This window comes from Williamsia sp. Y721 (assembly GCF_059683565.1).
Genome location: NZ_JCASNH010000005.1, coordinates 294,997 through 312,296 on the forward strand (window position 1 = coordinate 294,997; position 17,300 = coordinate 312,296).

Genomic DNA, 17,300 nt, shown 5'->3' on the forward strand with positions numbered 1-17,300 from the left:
CGGCAAAGGAGGACATCATGTCCGCAGAGTCACCTAAATCTCCATCGGTGGACGAGTCGCCCGACGAGGACCTGCCACTGGGTACAACACCCCCGTATGCCCGCATGCACAGGTTCATCAAACGAGGGGTGTTCGTCTGCCTCTTCGCCCTCGTCATCGAAGGTGCGTTCACCGTTCCGGCACTGGCGATCTGGTACGGCTACCCCACGCTGTCGTTCCAAGAGATCTGCAGCGAGATGCTGAAGGTCCGGTACTCCGACGACACCCTCGAGTGTGAATATCCATACCCGCTGTTCGGACCACCCGAAGGCGCCGGCCAACAGACCGCCGAAGACGAATGGGGCGTGCAGCCGAAGCCCGGCTGGGACCCGATAGGCTTCCGCGAACTCGTCCGAAACCACGAAGAGCGCGAGGCGCGCGAGTCCGCCGGAAACTAGTGGCCGCCGTTGCCAGCCAACACGGATTGATGTCGGATCGACTGGAATCCCAGATGCCGCTCGGGAACCGCCGCAACATCACCGGCATGTGATCAACAGCAGAAGACCTATGGCGTGACGGACAGAAGAGTGGTTGGCACTCAATCGGTCTCCGCGAGACGGCGCTACTCGACGGGTTGCCGGTTCCCGGTCTTCGCTCGCATCTCCACTATGTCGTCGTCGAGTTCCACCCCCACTGAATTGAACATCCAGGAAGTCACCTCATAAGCCCCAACCGTGAAGATGACATCGAGAATCTGCTGGGTATCAAGCTCGCCGGCGAGTGCCTCCCAGGTTTCCGGGCCGATCTTGCCATCGAGGACCAATTCGTCGACGGCGCGTAACAGAGTCGCGTCCGAGTCAGACCAGAACGGCGCGGATGGCCCCCAGCCAATCCGGGAGATCTCCTCGTCGTCGATACCGGCGTCATGCGCCATGTAGACGTGTTGCGCCCACTGATAGGCCGAATTGCGAAGAACTGCAACCCTCATCACCAACAGTTCACGTTGCCGAGCTGTCAGAGTTGTCGACATCAGGATGTGTCCGTTGAAGGTGAACCAGGCCCGGGCGAGCGCGGGATGATGCGCGAGCGTGCCCATCGTGTTTTTTCCTTTGGGCCGGTCAGATCGGGTCTGGACCACATAACGCGCCGACGGTGGAGTCATCGCCTTCAACGCATCGCGCATCTCGGTCGACCACTCTTTGGACGGCAGGGGTTCAATACGTGCCATCGGTAGGTTTCCTTCCACCAGCGTTCTATTGGGATACCGCGATCGCACCGACGTGGTCGGTCGAACAATACAGTCGTACAGGGCTCACGAGGTTCAAATCAAGAACAATTGAAAATTCCGGCTCGGCGACGCCACCGGGCGGCCAGGCCGGCATCGACCCGGTACTGACAGTTGGGTCACTGATGCGGCATACTTGCACAGCACGGCCCGAAATCCGAATGGGATCCTGCAGCACAACAGGGGGTTTCACATGTCTGCAGCGTCCCGGCGCACCGGCGTCGAGATGTCGAAGACTCGAGACGCTCTGCTCGACTGCGTCGAACGCCTCATGCTGGAAGAGGGTTATCCGCGGGTCACGTATCGCGCACTGGCCGCCAAAGCGAACGCAACCCCCAGCCTTGTCCAATATTACTTTCCAACAATTGATTCCGTCTTCGTCGCCGCGATACAGCGACGTACCGAACAGAATCTCGATCGTTTGACGAAAGCACTCGAGGCGCACCCCAACCAACCACTTCGCGCCATCTGGGACTACAGCTGGGAAGAGGCCAGCGGGCCGCTCATGACCGAGTTCATGGCCCTTGGAAACCACCGCGAGTCCGTCGGCGCTGAGCTCGCGGTCGTGACAGAGAGACTTCGCAGCATCCAACTCGACGCCCTGGCGGATCGGCTGATCTCCAGCTCCGTGATGAACCAAAAACTCTCCACCGGCGCGCTTGTGCTGCTGATGTCCAACATCCCGAAGATGCTGAATCTCGAGAAGGGCGTCGGAGTCGCGACCTCGCACGACGAACTCATCGAGACGTTCGAGGCGTACGTCAACGCTCTCGAACCGCCCGATGGCGACCAGCCGCGCACCTCCGTAGCCCCAGATGACAGTGCCGATCCGGAACTCGAGCACCTTCGCGCCGAAAACAGAGCACTCAAGCTCCTACTCGCCGAAGCCGAGCTGGAGAAGCATGCGTTGCGGAAAGCGACCGCCCGCAAGGAATGAGTGCGTCCGCGGCGCCTGGTATCGACCGCGAAGAACCGCTCAGCATAAAGGCAGCGGTTCTGTGCTGCGCCATGAAGCCCGATAACGCCTAGCCCGGCAAATCCACGACACCCCTCGGCACACTCGTCGGTGATCCGATATTTCGCCAGTTCTTCACAAAGACCCGTCGGCGAGACTATACAAGTGTATGGTTTCCGCTGTACGACTGTATTGCGACTCCAATCATCCGGGTCTTCGTGAACTGAGGCAACCCGATACGACCCCGGGACTGCCGCCCCGAATTCGCCGGCACGGCACCCGCGCGACGAAAGAGGAATCATGAACAACGTTGAACAACAACCTTTTCCAGACTCCAAGGTGGGGTCTACGAAAGGCCCTGGGGTACCGTCTGCCGCCACGGTCGACGTCACGAGTGCCGACTTCTTCACCGATCAGAAGTTGGCGGTCGACCCGTACGAGTACTTTGACGCGATGCGGGCGAAGTGCCCGGTGCAATCGGTGCCGCACCCCGGGGTCATGGCCGTGACGGGGTATGCCGAGGCAGTGGAAGTGTACCGGGATCAAGCAACCTTCTCCTCGTGCAACGCAGTCGGTGGCCCTTTCCCGCCCCTACATGTATCCCCTGATGTCGATGACATCACCGAGGCGATCGAACAGAACCGAAATCAGTGGCCGATGGCAGAATTCCTCGTCACCATGGATGGTGAAACCCATCAATCCGAACGCACCCTGCTCAAACGCCTCATGACCCCGACGAGGCTACGAGAGAACGAGTCGGCGATGGCCGAGATCGCCGACGCCTGCATCGATTCCTTCATCGACCGCGGTGCGTGCGAGTTCATCGCCGACTACGGCAAGCCCTTCACCACCCTGGTCATCGCCGACCTTCTCGGGGTCCCCGAGGACGATCGCGAAGATTTCCGTAATGCACTGGCGGGTAGCACCATTGGCACAGTCGGCGACGATTCTGCTTTGACGGACAACCCACTCGAGTACATGTTCAAGAAGTTCACAGCGTACGTTGAAGACCGGCGCGCCCGTCCACACGAGGACGTTTTGACGCAACTCGCGCAAGCGACGTACCCCGACGGTTCAATCCCCCCGGTGAACGCGATCGTTCGCATGGCAACCTTCCTGTTCGGGGCAGGTCAGGACACCTCGGCACGGATGATCAGCTCTGCGTTGCGGATCCTCGCACAGGACAAAGCGATTCAGAATCACCTTCGAGCCGAACGCGGTGACATACCCGCGTTCATCGAAGAAACACTCCGCTTGGAGAGCCCGACCATGAGTGACTTTCGACTCGCCCGTCATTCGACCACCATCGGTGGTGTCGACATCCCGGCGGGAACCACGATCATGATCCATCCGGGCGCGGCCAATCGCGATGAGCGTCAGTTCGACGAACCCGGCGAATGTCAGATCGATCGCTATAACGTCAAGGAACACATCGCTTTTGGTCGTGGCGCACATTCATGCCCGGGCGGTCCGCTCGCTCGCGCCGAGGGTCGGGTCACCATTGAGCGACTCCTCGAACGCACGACAGATATTTCGCTTTCCGACTCCCACCACGGGCCCGCCGGCGACCGCCGCTACGAGTACGACCCCACGTACATCATTCGCGGCCTGAGCAACCTTCATCTCACCTTCTCCTGAACGACCACCACCACTCGGAAAGAAGACTCCTGTGAACAAAGTTGCCGTAGTAACCGGCGGAGCCTCGGGCATCGGTCTGGCCATCACTGAACGGCTGGCTCGCAATGGGTACAAAGTCGCAGCATTGGACGTCCAGAAAGTGGCGCTCGACACCCATGTCACCGCCATGCAGGCCGATGGACTCCAGGTCAGCGGGCATCACGTCGACGTCTGCGACCGCCAGTCCGTCGACTCCGCGATCGCCGCGGTCCGAAAGGAATTCGGCGCGATCCAGGTCATGGTCACCAGCGCCGGCATCACATCCTTCGAACCGTTCACCGAGATCAGCGTGGAACAGTGGAAGCACACCCTCGACGTCAACCTCAACGGGACGTTCCACAGCATTCAGGCCGTGATCGACGACATGGTCGAAACCGGATGGGGTCGAATCGTGACGATCTCGTCAACTGCCGCGCAGACCGGAGCGCCAAGTCGCGCGGACTACGTGGCCTCCAAAGGTGGAGTCATCGCACTGACAAAGGCGCTGGCTTACGAGTATGCAGGAAACGGCATCACGGTCAACACAATTCCACCGTCGCTGGTAGACACTCCACTCGCCCGCAACGCCGAAGCCGCGGGCAAACTGCCCCCGGTCGAAGACCTGGCCGCCATGACACTGGTCAAGAGAGCCGGCACCGGCAATGACATCGCCGCAGCGTGCCAGTTCTTGTGCTCAGAAGACGCCGGCTACATCACCGGCCAACAGATCAACGTCAACGGAGGCTGGTACATGTGACCGACCAACGAATGCGAGTTCGCGTCGATGTGCAGGCATGCGAGGGGCACTCGTTGTGCATCGACCTCGCGCCAGAGCTTTTCGAACTCGACGACGATGACATCGTGACCGTCCTCGATGAAACGCCAGGCCTCGAACACCGGGAATCCCTTCGAAAAGCTGTGGCCGCGTGCCCCCGCCAAGCGATTGCCATGTCATTGCAGTCCAATAACTAACCCACACTCCAAACAGCCAGATACCCCTAGGATGCCCGATGAAATCCGTTCACGTGCTCATATTGGCACTGACAACAACGTTGTTGATAGCAGGTTGCAGCGACCGCGGTAGCAGTAGCGAGGATTCAGCGACAACCGGCAACAGCGCAAGTGCCGACACCAAGCTCGACTCCTTCGGCGATCTCGACAAAATCTGCCAATCCGGCTCAGGCGAAACCGGTTCCAGCTCCCAGGGTGTGACAGCCGACGAGATCAAGCTCGGCGTGTTCACGGACGTCGGGTTCACGAAGAACCCAGAGTTCGTCGATACCGCGAAGGTGTTCACGTCCTGGTGCAACGATCTCGGAGGCATCAACGGCCGGAAACTCGTTGCCAATACCAGGGATACAAATCTCATGGACGTGCGCAAGCAAATGGTCACCGCCTGCCGAGACGACTTCGCGCTGGTGGGCGGCGGATCAGGACTCGACGGCCTCGGGGTCGAAGAGCGACTCAAATGCGCACTCCCGAGCTTTGTTGCACAAGTAGCTCAACTCAACGCGCTGGGCGCAGATCTCGAGATCAGTGCCGACCCCAGTCAGACCACGGGGTTCGACCCCTACTTCCAGTTCCGCTCCTGGCTCTTGGGGACCTACCCAGAATCGGCCAATGCCGTCGGTATCATCAACGGCGATTCTCCGGTCACCAAACTCCTGGGGCAACAGGCCGTCGAGTCCACCGAAGCGGCCGGCGCCACCTTCATCTACAACGACGTATATCCCGCAATGGGAGTTGCCGATTGGACGCCCTACGCCCAGTCGATCAAGAGCAAAGGTGTCCGCGGTCTGATCTTCTACGGCGAGTTCCGGCAGTTGCCGAAGCTCGAAGCAGCACTGACAGACATGGACTACAAGCTGGACTGGATCGACACCAACAACAGCGCGTACGGCAGTGAGTTCATCGAACTCGCAGGAGAATCAGCAGAGTCCCAGAACAACTTCCTGGACCTCGGCGGAAATGCCCCCGTCGACAGCGGTGACACAGTTCAGGCAGTCGCAGATCTCACCGCACTGTACGAGAAATACGCGCCAGACGCTCAGATCACCCTCCCTTCGATCCGTGCGTTCTCCTCGTGGCTGCTGTTCGCGAAGTCGGCCGCTAGCTGCGGTGCCGAACTCACCCGTACCTGCGTTCTGGAAGCTGCGACGCAGCAGACCGCATGGACAGGTGGAGGTCTGCACACCTCACACAATCTGGCCCAAACCACGCCCCCATCACCGTGTTTCAATGTTCAGAAGTCAACAGCACAGGGATGGGTCGCCGCCGACTTCCAGCCGGACCAAGGCCTATACCGCTGCAACATACCGGTTTTCGAGAACACAACCGACTTCGGTACACCGATGACTCTGGCCGATGTCGGCAAGTCGATGGACGACGTCAACTAGACGCCCCCGCTGGCGGCAATTCTCCGGAGCCCTACCCCACCAAGACGATGACGCTGCATCTCGAGTTCGAGGTGCAGCGTCATTGTTTGTCCGGTTCCCCAGAGGCCCACAGTCATCGCTCGGCGGGGCGGACCAGTTCACGGACACTACACAAAAGTGCCGAGGTGCAGGACCCGAACGGTCCTACACCTCGGCGTCGATCTTGGCTCAGATCCGAACTCAGGCCATCACTCGGAGACCTCAAATCCTTCGTAACTCGTTGCCAGATTGAGCTTCTCGGGGTCGGGCATCGCCATCTGAAGGTAGATGTCCACATGCCAGATCTTGCCTTCGTCATTGAACTCATACACCGACAGTGAATTGACCACATTGGTGAAGTCGTCAAAAATTGCCCGCTCTTCAAGTTCGAGGAAGACGACATTCCCCTTTTCCGTGATCCTCTTGAATGAACATTCCCAGTTCGCGGTTGGCGCCCAGTTACTGAAGAACGTTCGGTACTCGGGCCAGGTCATCACCTCTTTGAAGTTGCCGACCCGTTCAAAATCATCGACCGCAAGCAGTTCTGCCAGGGGCGCAAGACTCTCTTCCGAGACCTCGGTCCCCTGCGTATTGTCAACGATGCCCTTCACGATCAAGCCGTAGTCGAGCACCTTTCGGGAGAGCCCGGTGTAGTTTCCCACAATATCTTCCACGTTCTCCAAAGCGATACGCCACCTTCCAATTTCGAGTGATCGACCGGGATTCGGGAGGGAATTTCCCTCCCCATCCATGCCTGTACAGATGTACAGCATACGACTGTATTGTAGGACGGCGTAGCAGCTTTCGGACCATTACCCAGATGTTTGCCCCGTCGCACCACAACGCTGAGACCGCGCCTCCGCCACTACCCCAAACTCAGCAGTATCGCGGTCGGGAAGAATATGGCCACATAGCCCGCAAAACATCGCAGGTGATCAGGGCGCACGACAATGCGTTCGAGAAAGAGGAACGTACCCACCAGCAGGCTGATCACCAGCGGATGACCGAGCAACACCACGGCGATCATCGCCGGACCACAAGAGTCGATACATGTCTTGCCCTGGTACACACCGAATCTCAGGCAAGAACGGTCCGCCGCCTGGCCGGCGAACCGGATCGGCCGGGTCCGATGACACCTCTGCAGCGCGATCCGTTTGAGTGGTGTGAGTTCGTAGAATCCGGCGAGGGTCAGAGCAACGACCCCAACCCATCGATACTCCACCACAGGCAGCGCCATCGGAAGGACGAGCAATCCAAAGGCCGACCAGACGGCAAGGTAGCCCACCACAAACATGCCGACTGCACGCTGCCGGCGTCGTTTCCGGCTGGAAAATGCCACGTATCGCGCCGATGGAATGGTCGACGGCAACATCATCGCTGCGGCCATCAGCAACCACATACATCCGGAGCTGACCGCCAGGCCTATCGAAAACGTTTGGGCTCCTGCATGTTCAGCGTGGCCTTCGGCCCCTGAAGGGGACCACATGAGGAAGCACCACGCAGCCCATGCGGCCAGGACAACGGCGACCACCGACCACTCCGGCCGAGCCCGGAGAACCGCGACATCATGGGGGCTCACCATGTGCGCCATCGGGTCATCCGAACAGGATGCTGACCGAACCGACCTCGACCTCACCGACGCCGACACTGTCCTCGTCGATTTCACCGACCGGCGCAAAGCGCAACGCCAAACTGGACGGATCCCACTGTCCGGTGGCCAGCAACGACTGAACGGTGTCAGTGATGTCGAAGGTGAAGCTCAGTCCGTGTTCACCGTCGGCACGCATGGATTCGGTGAGACCGAACAGCGGCAGATTGCCGACCCAGATGTCCTCCGGGTCAGGTCCCGACGCTATGTAGACGCCAAACGTTGTGGTGGGCGGATTCTCGGCAACAAAGTGCTCAACCGACAGCAGCACCCGACCCGTCTCGCTCACCCGGGCAACTTCGAGATCGGGGATGTCCACCTCGACCTCTTGGGACACCCCGTTGGAGAGGACCAGCGGCTGGTCGACGGCGCCGATACGTTGCGGTGGAACGTTTTCAGACACGATCAGCTCCTCCTCGCGGGGCGACACACCAGCCGAGGCCGGAATCGACAGGTCTTCATAGGTGTGCGGGCGCAGACCCGGATCGACCACACTGCTGACGGCGACGTTCTGCGCACCACCCCCGACATCGGCAAAGGCGAACTCTTGATCCAGGAATGCCGACGCGGATTCATCCGCTCCCGAGCCCGAACTCGCTCGCCACACCTCCCACAATCGGTCGATGTTGGCGTGGTGCAGCCAGAAGATCGGGTCGCCCGCGGCCTGGTCGAAGTCGCTCATCTTTCCGGCGGCACCCCCCACGGCAACGTGCACCGTGCCGTGTGGCGTGCCCTCCACACTGCCTGCGACAGCAGCACCCGATTCGTTGAGATGGTGGAAGCCGGTCACCGGCCCACCGAAACTCGGTTGAGGCGACGGTGCCGCGTATCTCGTCTGCGCAAACCAACCGCGGGCCGTGGTCTCTGTCGGCAGCAACACCTTCGGGTTTGCCAGGTCGTTGATCCGCGGTGCGCGTTCCGGTTCGAACAACGGATTGGGCTGCCCGGCCAGCTGCGGCATCCGGAAGATCGGCGGCAACGAGTTGCTGTCAGTCCGGTCGTAGTCCCAGTACGGCAGTGCCCATGACTGCCGGACGTCGATGGGGGTCAGCAGATCGGCTGCGATGATCTCTTGGCAGATCGCCTCGAATCGATCGAGATAGATGCGGTGCCATGGCAAGAAGAACCAGGAGAAGTGCTGGCACTGATTGCGCAATCCGTCGCGCGGGTCCGGCGTCATGCCGTGCACCTGTGTGTGGTGTGACCACCACTTTCGAGGGTCCCGACCGCTGTTGAGCTTGAGTACCCCCACTGCCCTTGCGTAGGCGGCGAGTACCGGATGACAGACGTTGGTCGCCGACAGGTTCCAGGCATCCAGACGGACCGATTGAGCCGACGGCGGAGGAATCCGACTCTCTGCCAGCGACCTGATCTCGTCGAGTCTGCGGACCGTTCGCGGCCCGACGTCGTCGATGATCTGCCCGTCGGGCACCAGTAGTTCATCACGTTTGAACCGGTGGATCGCGGCCGAAGTCTCACCACCGTAGACACCATCCGAACCGAATCGGGGCAATGCACCCTGATCCCAATCCAGCAGCGCCAGTTGCACCCTCGCAACAGCTGGATCAGTCCGGTTCGTGGTGGTCGAGATACGCTGAGGCCCGTCGGCAGCGATCGCCTCCAACAGCGGATCGTCACGGAAAAGACTGGAGACGAGCATCGTGAGACCTCCGGTTCAGATGAACAGATCGGCCGATACCGTGAACGCCCAGTTCTGACCCGAACCGCAACACCCACTGCCAGCGACCATACGTTGATCGCAACAGTCCGTGGCCCACCTTGGCACGAGTAGTCCGCTACCTGTCCTCACCGAGGAGTTGTGCAGTGTTTCGCGAGGTCAGTCGCCACCAACACGAGCAGTTCGTGGCTCAGTGCCCGAACACCAGCTTCAACGCGACAATGACCATGGCCAACGTCCCCAGACCAATCGCAGTCCAATGCGTTTTGGAGGTGACCTCCTCCTTGCGAATCCGCACGATGACGTAACTGATCGTCGCGATGCGCAGAACCATGAACAGTTCAGCGATCAGTTGTGCGGTCCTGGGTTCGAACAGACCCACCACAGCAAGCGCGAGGATCAGGCTCGGGATCACGGCGGCGACCAGAATCGGCAGGCTGTCGCGCAACTCCGCCATCCGCGCCTCGCGGGTGGCAACCGTGTGTTCACGAACAGACCGGCCGACGAGTTCGGCAAAATAATGTGCAATGAAGGTCGTGACGGCCGCACCGACGATCACTGCGATGCCGAACCTGTCGTGCGACTCCGTGACCGGGATCAGCGCCGCCAGCACCAGAATGTTGCCGTAGATGTAGGCGCTGATCCGGCTCGCCATCTGCTCGCGCGTCAGGGAATTGCCGCCACCGAACGGCGTGCGGTTGACCAGCCGAAGAAATCTTTCCTCCATAACGGGAAAGCATGGCATAGTTCGGGAATTGCGGGCCCGCCAGACACGAAACTCATTGCGGTACATTCTCTTCACCCCTAGCACCCCGCGTTCCACAGATTCCACGCGTGCGCGTTGGGGACGCGGCGGCACCAACCAGCACATCAGTGCCGGTGTGGACTTTCGCCGCCCGGCAATTTCATCCGGAACGGGTGAGGACTTACCGTCTGCGCCCGCGCAAAATCGTCTCTGCAGAACTCCCCTGTGCATTGACGAACTCCGAACGGAGACCCGACCATGACCGAACTCGATTTCGATGACCTCGGCCCAGTTGACTATCTGGTGATCGAGTTCCCTGCCGACCGCAATCCCGATGGCTCAGCGCTTCCGCTGCTCGTCGATCTCGTGGAGCGCGATGTGATCCGGGTGCTGGATCTGACGTTCGTCCGCAAAGAACTCGACGGGTCGGTCAGCGGCGTGGCCATCGAGGACTTCGGGCTGACCGGTGACTTCGACGTCACCCTTTTCGCCGAGGCGACGTCCGGACTCATCGACCGCACCGACCTCGACGAGGCTGCCTCGGTCTTGCAACCGGGATGTTCAGGCGCCGTACTGATCTACGAAAACCGTTGGGCCGCACCCTTCGCCGCCAAGTTGCAAAACAACGGAGCGCAATTGGTCGCCTCCGGACGTATCCCGACTCAAGCCATCCTCGCGTCCCTCGACGCACTGGAAATCTGAAAACGAAAGGCCAAGGAACCACGCATGCCCGGACTACTTCGCGGGGTCGCCCGCACTGCCGTCATCGCCGGAACCGCAACCTCGGTGTCCAACCGGGTCTCACGACGCCAAGGTCAGCGCTGGGCCGAACAAGCCCAGCCGCAGGCTCCGCAACGGCAGCAATATGCGCCGCCACCGGCTCCGCCCGCTGCACCTCCTGTCGACCGGATCGGCGCCCTGCAGCAACTCGGCGAACTCAAGGCCCAGGGGGTCCTCACCGATGCCGAATTCGAGGCCGAAAAGGCGAAGATCCTCAACAGCTGACCACTGCACGCTCAGCCTCGATCAGTCGACGAGCGACTTCCGATGATTCCGGTTTGCCACAATGAGCTCGTCGAGTGAGTCACGTGCCCGAATGAGGTCGTCGATGTGAGCGGTGATGCGATCCCGCTCCTGGATCATCCGGTCGAACGCGCCGTCGCTGTTCTCTTCGCTGGGTGATTCAACGCAGGGCATGACCTCCGCGATGGTCCGACTGGAGAGTCCGGCGGTGTAGAGCCGCTGGATGAACACGACGTGGTCGACGTCGTTGTCCACGTAGTGTCGCTGTCCGCTCGGACTTCTGGTGCTGGACAGAAGGCCCTGTTCCTCGTAGTAGCGCAGCGAGCGCACGCTCACGTTCGTCTGCGCGGCCAGTTCGCCGATCCTCATCGAGTGTTCTACCTCTCAGGCACTTGCCCCTCACATCAATGTCAGGTTTTAACGTACTCCTCGGGCCCATCACCGGGCCGATGAACACGAGGAGACGCCCATGAACACCTTGTTCGATCGTCACGAACTTGCCGGCCTGACCCTGCCCAACCGGGTGGTGATGGCGCCGATGTCGCGGGTCCGCGCGACGGCGGACGGACTGGCGACGTCGTCGATGGCGGCGTACTACGCGCAACGTGCCACGGCCGGCCTGATCCTCACCGAAGGTGTGCAACCAAACGTTGTGGGGCAATCGAATCCGGGTACGCCGGGGCTGCACACCGACGAGCAGGTCGAGTCGTGGCGTCGGGTCACCGATGCAGTCCACGTCAACGGCGGACGGATTTTCGCTCAGCTCATGCATGGTGGCCGGGTGTCCCACCCCGACACCACCGGTCTGCAGCCGGTGGCCCCTTCTGCGGTTGCCTCCCCCGGCGAGGTCTTCACCCCAACCGGACCACAACCCGCGCCGATCCCGCGCGCGCTCACACTGCACGAGATCCCCGAGCAAGCTCGCTCTTACGCCGACGCTGCCGTGCGCGCGATCGATGCAGGATTCGACGGCGTCGAGCTGCATGGCGCCAACGGGTACCTGATTTCGCAGTTCCTCTCACCAGAATCCAACCTGCGCAACGACTCCTACGGCGGGTCGATCGCCAACCGGATCCGGTTCGCCGTCGAGGCGGCCGCGGCGACCGTGCAAGCAATTGGCAGCGCCCGCACCGGCATTCGGCTCTCCCCCGGTGCCGGCCTCGCCGGCACCGGCGAAACGAACATCCCGGAGGTCTACTCCGCGCTGCTCACCGAACTCGCAGATCTCGACATCGCCTATGTCCATCTCGAGGCAACCACCGACGAGGACACACTCATTGCGTTGCGACAGGCCTGGCCGGGCACATTGATCGTCAATCCCGTTTTCCCGATGGGACCCGAGCAGGCCGACAAGACAGCCGGTGATCACTGGCTCGGACTCGGCGCCGATCTGATCAGTTTCGGCCGGGCATTCATCTCCAATCCAGATCTCGTCGAGCGCCTGCGGACGAATCTTCCTATCGCCCCGCACGATCCCGACACCTGGTACACCGGAGGCGATACCGGCTACCTCACCTATCCCTCGTTTCAGTACAGCGCGTAACCCCCAAATCCTCCGGCGTCGCGTGACCCCTCATCGCAAGCTCGGCGCGCCCTCGCGCCTCCACACGCAATGGAGGTAACCGGTCAGTACGGCGAGGTCCGCGACCTCTGTGGGCGTCGCCGTCTGCCCGTTCGTCTTTCGCAGCAGCTTGTTGTAGCCCTCCACTGCTGCTGCCTGCTGTTCCGGATTCCACTTCGACCACGGGCGTTGCTCGTTGTGCGCTGCGCGCCAGTTGTAGGCGTCCCCGCGGCCACCGCCACGCAGAGCCGCTCGCAACTGGGCGGTCAAACTCCGCGGAATGTAAGCCAATCCGCCGTTCTGGTACTGCCAGACGTGTGCCATCTCGTGGATGAGTGTGTGCCTGCCTCGCTGGGTCAGGTCCAACCCGTCGCCATCGAAAAGTCCCCACGCCGCCTTGAAGTGAATCGTCGCACCCAGGGTGACCGGTGAACCGATCGCAAACACGCTGCCGCGCGTAATGCGGATCGCGGTGTAGTCGACACTGTCGGCGAAGATGTCGCGCGCATAGTCGAGCTCAACGGCGGTCAGCGCCCGTTTCCTCGGTCTGAGGGCATCTGCCAGCAAGCCTGGGTCGAGGTGCCCACGAAGGGCACCAAAACGCCTGGTGAAGCACACCCGCATGGAGGTCTGGCGTTTTTCCTTCTTGCTGCGCACGCGCCCCATTATCCGGACCGGCGGACGACTTCCGAACCCCGCGCCGGATCACCCGCGCGCTCGGATAGCGTGGACAACAGCCACCAACAACACCGACGGCGCCTGAGGCGTCGGACGAGGAGACAGTCATGCAGCTCACCGGGGTAGGCATATGGAGTTCACAGTTGCGTTACGGCGATCCCGCCGAATCAGCAGAGGCCGCGTCCGAACTGGAGGAACTGGGATACACCGCGCTCTGGTTCCCCGACGTCGGCGGCCCGGTATTCGACTCGGTCGGCAATCTCTTGCAGGCGACCAAGACAGCCGTGGTGGCCACCGGCATCCTCAACCTCTGGATGCACGAGCCTGCGGACGTGGCCGCCAGCTACCACCGTCTGGTCACCGAGTACGGCGATCGTCTTCTGCTCGGTATCGGTGTCAGTCACGCGCCGCTTGTCGACGCCGGCGAACCCGGGCGATACAAGAAGCCACTGGCGGCGACCAAGGCATTTCTCGATGCCATCGATGCAACCGAACAGCCCGTGCCCGTCGACCGGCGAGTACTCGCCGCCTTGGGACCAAAGATGCTGCACCTCTCCGCGACTCGCGCCAGCGGATCCCACCCGTACCTGGTCACACCGGAGTTCACCGCGCAGGCCCGAGAAGCACTCGGCACCGGCCTTCTGCTCCTTCCCGAGCAGACCGCCATCCTGACCACAGATCGCGATCAGGCCCGGATCATCGGCACCGAATGGCTCCGCAACTACCTCAAACTCCCGAACTACGCGAACAACCTCCTGCGGTCGGGGTTCACCCAAGAAGACCTCGACACCGTCAGTGACCGGGTCTTCGACGCGATCATTGTCTGGGGTGACGAGGACGCAATCCTCGGAAGAGTCCGGGAACACCACGCCGCCGGCGCCGACCACGTGTGCGTGCAGGTCCTCGGCGCCGACCCGGCCGCCTATCCCCGCGAGCAGTGGCGTCGACTGGCTGCCGCCCTGAACTGACAGACCGTCGGGTCATGGGCGATCCGAACAACCTGGTGTCGAATGCGCACCGTTGGGTACTCGCGGCATGCCCAACAACCAGGAGGTCAGTGTGAATCTCACCGAACAAGAACTCGAACTCTTTCAGAGCGCCTTCGATTGGGCTCGACAGGGCGACCACGCAGCGCTGCAGTCATTTCTCGACATCGGTGGTCCGGTGAATCTGACCAACGACCGCGGCGACACGTTGCTGATCTTGGCTTCCTACTACGGCCATATCGAGGCCGTCCGAGTGCTGCTCGCAGCTGACGCAGACGTAGAACGCGTCAACGACAACGGCCAAACTGCGTTGGGATCAGCAGTCTTTCGCCGAAGTGAAGTCGTCGTGCGGGCACTGCTCGCTGCGGGGGCGGACCCACACGGAGGGGCTCGATCAGCCACGGCCGTTGCCGAGTTCTTTCAACTCGACGATATGGCCGCAGTGCTGATCGAGCCCTGACGCCTCCGGGGCTACTTCTTCTTCGCTTGCCGCTTCTGTTCCGGCCGATCCGGAACAGACGGCGGCACTGCAGAACTCATGACGGCAGGGGCACGATCCCAGGCACGGTGCAGACCAACCGCGGCCAACAGCGACTCGTTGAACGCCTTGACCGCCGAATCACCAACCACCACACCGGGATCATCCAGCGCGATGCCGGCGGCCTCGAGTATCGCGCCGCCGTCACCCCAGGCTCCGATCGCCTTGCAGTGCCGGAACGCCTCCTGCAGCAGCAGGACCAACTTGATGTCGGCAGAAGGCGTGGTGCCTCCGGCGACAACCAGCGCATCGAACTCGATGGACCGGACGGTCAGGAATGTCCGCTCGACGACCTGCTTTCGCGCTGCCTTGCCGAGCACGCCGCCAACGGGGGCGATGACGTGCACGGTCGCGCCTTTGCTTTCGGCAGCAGTTCGCAGTTTGTCGATTCCGCTCAGATCAGAGTTCTGATCTGCGATGACACCGATCTTGCGTCCGGCGATCGGCCCGGGCGCGAGGATCACCTGCGACAGGGCGGGTGAGGTGATGACGTCGGGAACAGGTTCGCCCTTGGGTGCAGGCAGACCCAGTCCTGCAGCGACACGTTCGCAGAGATCTGTGTCGACGTTCGCCAGCACCTGCAGCTCGCGTTCCTTGATGGACTGCTCGAACACCTTGCCCAGCTCAAACGTGAACGCCTCGACGATATGGTCCTGTTCGATCGGGGTGAGGCTGCGATAGAACATCGCCGGCTGCGTGAAATGGTCGTCGAACGACACCGGATTGGCGCGTACGGCACGACCTTCGATCACCCGTTCGGTCTGGACGTAGCCACCTTCATCGAGTCCGGCGAAGACCGGTTCGTCGTCGTCGATGCTGTTGTCGCGGTACGGCGCAAGTCCGGTGTGCACAGCGGTTTGATGGAATCCGTCGCGATGCATGTCATTGACCGGCGCGTGCGGCCGGTTGATGGGCAACTGCGCGAAGTTCGGTCCACCGAGCCGGGTGAGCTGAGTGTCGAGGTACGAGAACAACCTCGCCTGCATCAACGGATCGTTGGTGACCTCGATGCCGGGCACGAGATGGCCGGTGTGGAAGGCGACCTGCTCGGTTTCGGCGAAGAAATTGGTGGGATTGGCGTCGAGTGTCAGCTTGCCGATCAACTGCACCGGAGCGAGCTCTTCGGGCACCAGTTTGGTGGGGTCGAGCAGGTCGATGCCCTCGAAGGTCTCGGTGCCGTCGTCGGGCATCACCTGGATCCCGAGCTCGTATTCGAGGGGCGCGCCTGCCTTGATGCCGTCGGCCATGTCGCGTCGATGGAAGTCGGGGTCGACGCCGGCTGCGATCTGCGCTTCTTCCCACACCAGCGAATGCACACCGGCGACCGGCTTCCAATGGAACTTCACCAGGCTGGTGGTGCCATCGGCAGCGACAAGCCGGAAAGTATGGACGCCAAAGCCTTCCATCGTCCGGTATGAACGCGGGATACCGCGATCACTCATGTTCCACATGACGTGGTGGGTGGCCTCGGTGTGCAGGGACACGAAGTCCCAGAACCCATCGTGAGCCGACTGCGCCTGCGGCAACTCGATGTCGGGTTGGGGCTTGCCGGCATGGATGATGTCGGGGAACTTGATGCCGTCCTGGATGAAGAAGACGGGGATGTTGTTCGCGACCAGGTCGAAGGTGCCCTCATCGGTGTAGAACTTGGTGGCAAATCCACGAGTATCACGGACGGTGTCCGCCGAGCCTCGCGATCCCAACACTGTCGAGAAGCGTACGAAGACGTCCGTCTTACGGTTCTTATCCGCGAGGAAACCCGCCTTCGTCACCGATTTGGCAGTGCCGTACGACTGGAAAGTTCCGTGCGCGGCCGCGCCCCGGGCGTGCACGACCCGCTCTGGGATGCGCTCGTGGTCGAAATGCGTGATCTTCTCGCGCAGATGAAAGTCTTCGAGGAGGGTGGGTCCGCGTTCTCCGGCCTTGAGCGAATGATGCGTATCGGGTAACCGCAGGCCCTGGGCGGTGGTGAGAAACTCGCCTTCTTGTGCGCGGGTATCCGAGGCGCCGGTCGGACCGATCGGTGCTGGTGATGATTGATCCGGACGGGGTGAAGGAGGCATGTCCACTCTGCTTTCTTCGAAGTCTGTACGGGCTGTTCTCGGAGAGAAAGTCGTTGACGTGCAAAGTGCAAACACCCGCACGACAACGACC

At 61.5% G+C, this 17,300-nt stretch carries 19 protein-coding genes; 11 read left to right on the plus strand and 8 right to left on the minus strand.

All coding sequences use genetic code 11. The features are described 5' to 3' along the window. Nucleotides 1-17 precede the first annotated feature (17 nt). Complete coding sequence (locus AC56PL_RS24865; RefSeq protein WP_497155466.1) at nucleotides 18-437, plus strand: hypothetical protein; 420 nt, start codon at nucleotides 18-20, stop codon at nucleotides 435-437. 164 nt (nucleotides 438-601) lie between these two features. On the opposite strand, the gene AC56PL_RS24870 is transcribed toward AC56PL_RS24865, so the two are convergent. Continuing rightward, nucleotides 602-1,207 carry a carboxymuconolactone decarboxylase family protein gene (locus tag AC56PL_RS24870; protein ID WP_497155467.1) on the minus strand — a complete coding sequence of 202 codons (606 nt, stop codon included), beginning with the start codon at nucleotides 1,205-1,207 and terminating at the stop codon, nucleotides 602-604. Nucleotides 1,208-1,457: 250 nt separating this feature from the next. Here AC56PL_RS24870 and AC56PL_RS24875 point away from each other — a divergent pair, with 250 nt between their 5' ends. The 5 genes from AC56PL_RS24875 to AC56PL_RS24895 all read left to right on the plus strand — a co-directional run bounded on the left by AC56PL_RS24875 (nucleotide 1,458) and on the right by AC56PL_RS24895 (nucleotide 6,271). Next, nucleotides 1,458-2,201 (plus strand): TetR/AcrR family transcriptional regulator, encoded by a 744-nt coding sequence (locus AC56PL_RS24875; protein WP_497155468.1) that lies wholly within the window; start codon nucleotides 1,458-1,460, stop codon nucleotides 2,199-2,201. Between the two features lie 318 nt (nucleotides 2,202-2,519). Next, complete coding sequence (locus AC56PL_RS24880; RefSeq protein WP_497155469.1) at nucleotides 2,520-3,857, plus strand: cytochrome P450; 1,338 nt, start codon at nucleotides 2,520-2,522, stop codon at nucleotides 3,855-3,857. Between the two features lie 31 nt (nucleotides 3,858-3,888). Then, nucleotides 3,889-4,632: an SDR family NAD(P)-dependent oxidoreductase gene (locus AC56PL_RS24885; RefSeq protein ID WP_497155470.1), complete on the plus strand. Its 744-nt coding sequence runs from the start codon at nucleotides 3,889-3,891 to the stop codon at nucleotides 4,630-4,632. A gap of 11 nt (nucleotides 4,633-4,643) precedes the next feature. Beyond that, nucleotides 4,644-4,847, plus strand: a complete 204-nt coding sequence (locus AC56PL_RS24890) for a ferredoxin (protein ID WP_497155645.1) — start codon at nucleotides 4,644-4,646, stop codon at nucleotides 4,845-4,847. A 38-nt stretch (nucleotides 4,848-4,885) separates the two neighbouring features. Continuing rightward, nucleotides 4,886-6,271 (plus strand): ABC transporter substrate-binding protein, encoded by a 1,386-nt coding sequence (locus tag AC56PL_RS24895; protein ID WP_497155471.1) that lies wholly within the window; start codon nucleotides 4,886-4,888, stop codon nucleotides 6,269-6,271. 227 nt (nucleotides 6,272-6,498) lie between these two features. On the opposite strand, the gene AC56PL_RS24900 is transcribed toward AC56PL_RS24895, so the two are convergent. The 4 genes from AC56PL_RS24900 to AC56PL_RS24915 form a co-directional block, all read right to left on the minus strand. Then, the gene (locus AC56PL_RS24900; protein WP_497155472.1) at nucleotides 6,499-7,062 is read right to left on the minus strand and encodes a hypothetical protein; all 564 of its coding nucleotides are present in this window, start codon (nucleotides 7,060-7,062) and stop codon (nucleotides 6,499-6,501) included. Between the two features lie 92 nt (nucleotides 7,063-7,154). After that, nucleotides 7,155-7,880, minus strand: a complete 726-nt coding sequence (locus tag AC56PL_RS24905) for a copper chaperone (RefSeq protein ID WP_497155473.1) — start codon at nucleotides 7,878-7,880, stop codon at nucleotides 7,155-7,157. A gap of 4 nt (nucleotides 7,881-7,884) precedes the next feature. Then, nucleotides 7,885-9,597 carry a tyrosinase family protein gene (locus AC56PL_RS24910; RefSeq protein ID WP_497155474.1) on the minus strand — a complete coding sequence of 571 codons (1,713 nt, stop codon included), beginning with the start codon at nucleotides 9,595-9,597 and terminating at the stop codon, nucleotides 7,885-7,887. A 208-nt stretch (nucleotides 9,598-9,805) separates the two neighbouring features. Then, a complete protein-coding gene (locus tag AC56PL_RS24915) occupies nucleotides 9,806-10,408 on the minus strand; it encodes a hypothetical protein (protein WP_497155475.1) in 603 nt (200 codons plus the stop codon). Nucleotides 10,409-10,618: 210 nt separating this feature from the next. On the opposite strand from AC56PL_RS24915, the gene AC56PL_RS24920 reads away from it, so the two are divergent. Next, a complete protein-coding gene (locus AC56PL_RS24920; RefSeq protein WP_497155476.1) occupies nucleotides 10,619-11,062 on the plus strand; it encodes a DUF6325 family protein in 444 nt (147 codons plus the stop codon). A 24-nt stretch (nucleotides 11,063-11,086) separates the two neighbouring features. Next, on the plus strand, nucleotides 11,087-11,365 hold the full coding sequence (locus AC56PL_RS24925) for an SHOCT domain-containing protein (RefSeq protein ID WP_497155477.1): 279 nt from the start codon (nucleotides 11,087-11,089) through the stop codon (nucleotides 11,363-11,365). A gap of 21 nt (nucleotides 11,366-11,386) precedes the next feature. On the opposite strand, the gene AC56PL_RS24930 is transcribed toward AC56PL_RS24925, so the two are convergent. Continuing rightward, complete coding sequence (locus AC56PL_RS24930) at nucleotides 11,387-11,752, minus strand: MerR family transcriptional regulator (RefSeq protein ID WP_497155478.1); 366 nt, start codon at nucleotides 11,750-11,752, stop codon at nucleotides 11,387-11,389. A gap of 100 nt (nucleotides 11,753-11,852) precedes the next feature. Here AC56PL_RS24930 and AC56PL_RS24935 point away from each other — a divergent pair, with 100 nt between their 5' ends. Next, a complete protein-coding gene (locus tag AC56PL_RS24935) occupies nucleotides 11,853-12,926 on the plus strand; it encodes an alkene reductase (protein ID WP_497155479.1) in 1,074 nt (357 codons plus the stop codon). 30 nt (nucleotides 12,927-12,956) lie between these two features. On the opposite strand, the gene AC56PL_RS24940 is transcribed toward AC56PL_RS24935, so the two are convergent. Then, the gene (locus AC56PL_RS24940) at nucleotides 12,957-13,601 is read right to left on the minus strand and encodes an eCIS core domain-containing protein (protein ID WP_495517407.1); all 645 of its coding nucleotides are present in this window, start codon (nucleotides 13,599-13,601) and stop codon (nucleotides 12,957-12,959) included. Between the two features lie 128 nt (nucleotides 13,602-13,729). On the opposite strand from AC56PL_RS24940, the gene AC56PL_RS24945 reads away from it, so the two are divergent. Further along, nucleotides 13,730-14,590 carry an LLM class F420-dependent oxidoreductase gene (locus AC56PL_RS24945; protein ID WP_497155480.1) on the plus strand — a complete coding sequence of 287 codons (861 nt, stop codon included), beginning with the start codon at nucleotides 13,730-13,732 and terminating at the stop codon, nucleotides 14,588-14,590. A 67-nt stretch (nucleotides 14,591-14,657) separates the two neighbouring features. After that, on the plus strand, nucleotides 14,658-15,068 hold the full coding sequence (locus AC56PL_RS24950; protein WP_495517405.1) for an ankyrin repeat domain-containing protein: 411 nt from the start codon (nucleotides 14,658-14,660) through the stop codon (nucleotides 15,066-15,068). An 11-nt stretch (nucleotides 15,069-15,079) separates the two neighbouring features. Here the strand turns inward: AC56PL_RS24950 and AC56PL_RS24955 are convergent, their stop codons facing one another. Next, entirely contained in the window at nucleotides 15,080-17,209 is a 2,130-nt protein-coding gene (locus tag AC56PL_RS24955) for a catalase (protein WP_497155481.1), read from the minus strand. Nucleotides 17,210-17,300 lie beyond the last annotated feature (91 nt).

What these genes read in the sequence shown, in the direction of transcription:
- AC56PL_RS24955 (WP_497155481.1), bottom strand. Translation starts at nt 17,209, where the DNA reads ATGCCTCCTTCACCCCGTCCGGATCAATCATCACCAGCACCGATCGGT.
- AC56PL_RS24915 (WP_497155475.1), bottom strand. Translation starts at nt 10,408, where the DNA reads ATGTACCGCAATGAGTTTCGTGTCTGGCGGGCCCGCAATTCCCGAACT.
- AC56PL_RS24875 (WP_497155468.1), top strand. Translation starts at nt 1,458, where the DNA reads ATGTCTGCAGCGTCCCGGCGCACCGGCGTCGAGATGTCGAAGACTCGA.
- AC56PL_RS24895 (WP_497155471.1), top strand. Translation starts at nt 4,886, where the DNA reads ATGAAATCCGTTCACGTGCTCATATTGGCACTGACAACAACGTTGTTG.
- AC56PL_RS24925 (WP_497155477.1), top strand. Translation starts at nt 11,087, where the DNA reads ATGCCCGGACTACTTCGCGGGGTCGCCCGCACTGCCGTCATCGCCGGA.
- AC56PL_RS24905 (WP_497155473.1), bottom strand. Translation starts at nt 7,880, where the DNA reads ATGGCGCACATGGTGAGCCCCCATGATGTCGCGGTTCTCCGGGCTCGG.
- AC56PL_RS24935 (WP_497155479.1), top strand. Translation starts at nt 11,853, where the DNA reads ATGAACACCTTGTTCGATCGTCACGAACTTGCCGGCCTGACCCTGCCC.
- AC56PL_RS24900 (WP_497155472.1), bottom strand. Translation starts at nt 7,062, where the DNA reads ATGCTGTACATCTGTACAGGCATGGATGGGGAGGGAAATTCCCTCCCG.
- AC56PL_RS24865 (WP_497155466.1), top strand. Translation starts at nt 18, where the DNA reads ATGTCCGCAGAGTCACCTAAATCTCCATCGGTGGACGAGTCGCCCGAC.
- AC56PL_RS24950 (WP_495517405.1), top strand. Translation starts at nt 14,658, where the DNA reads ATGCCCAACAACCAGGAGGTCAGTGTGAATCTCACCGAACAAGAACTC.
- AC56PL_RS24920 (WP_497155476.1), top strand. Translation starts at nt 10,619, where the DNA reads ATGACCGAACTCGATTTCGATGACCTCGGCCCAGTTGACTATCTGGTG.
- AC56PL_RS24910 (WP_497155474.1), bottom strand. Translation starts at nt 9,597, where the DNA reads ATGCTCGTCTCCAGTCTTTTCCGTGACGATCCGCTGTTGGAGGCGATC.
- AC56PL_RS24890 (WP_497155645.1), top strand. Translation starts at nt 4,644, where the DNA reads ATGCGAGTTCGCGTCGATGTGCAGGCATGCGAGGGGCACTCGTTGTGC.
- AC56PL_RS24945 (WP_497155480.1), top strand. Translation starts at nt 13,730, where the DNA reads ATGCAGCTCACCGGGGTAGGCATATGGAGTTCACAGTTGCGTTACGGC.
- AC56PL_RS24870 (WP_497155467.1), bottom strand. Translation starts at nt 1,207, where the DNA reads ATGGCACGTATTGAACCCCTGCCGTCCAAAGAGTGGTCGACCGAGATG.
- AC56PL_RS24930 (WP_497155478.1), bottom strand. Translation starts at nt 11,752, where the DNA reads ATGAGGATCGGCGAACTGGCCGCGCAGACGAACGTGAGCGTGCGCTCG.
- AC56PL_RS24880 (WP_497155469.1), top strand. Translation starts at nt 2,520, where the DNA reads ATGAACAACGTTGAACAACAACCTTTTCCAGACTCCAAGGTGGGGTCT.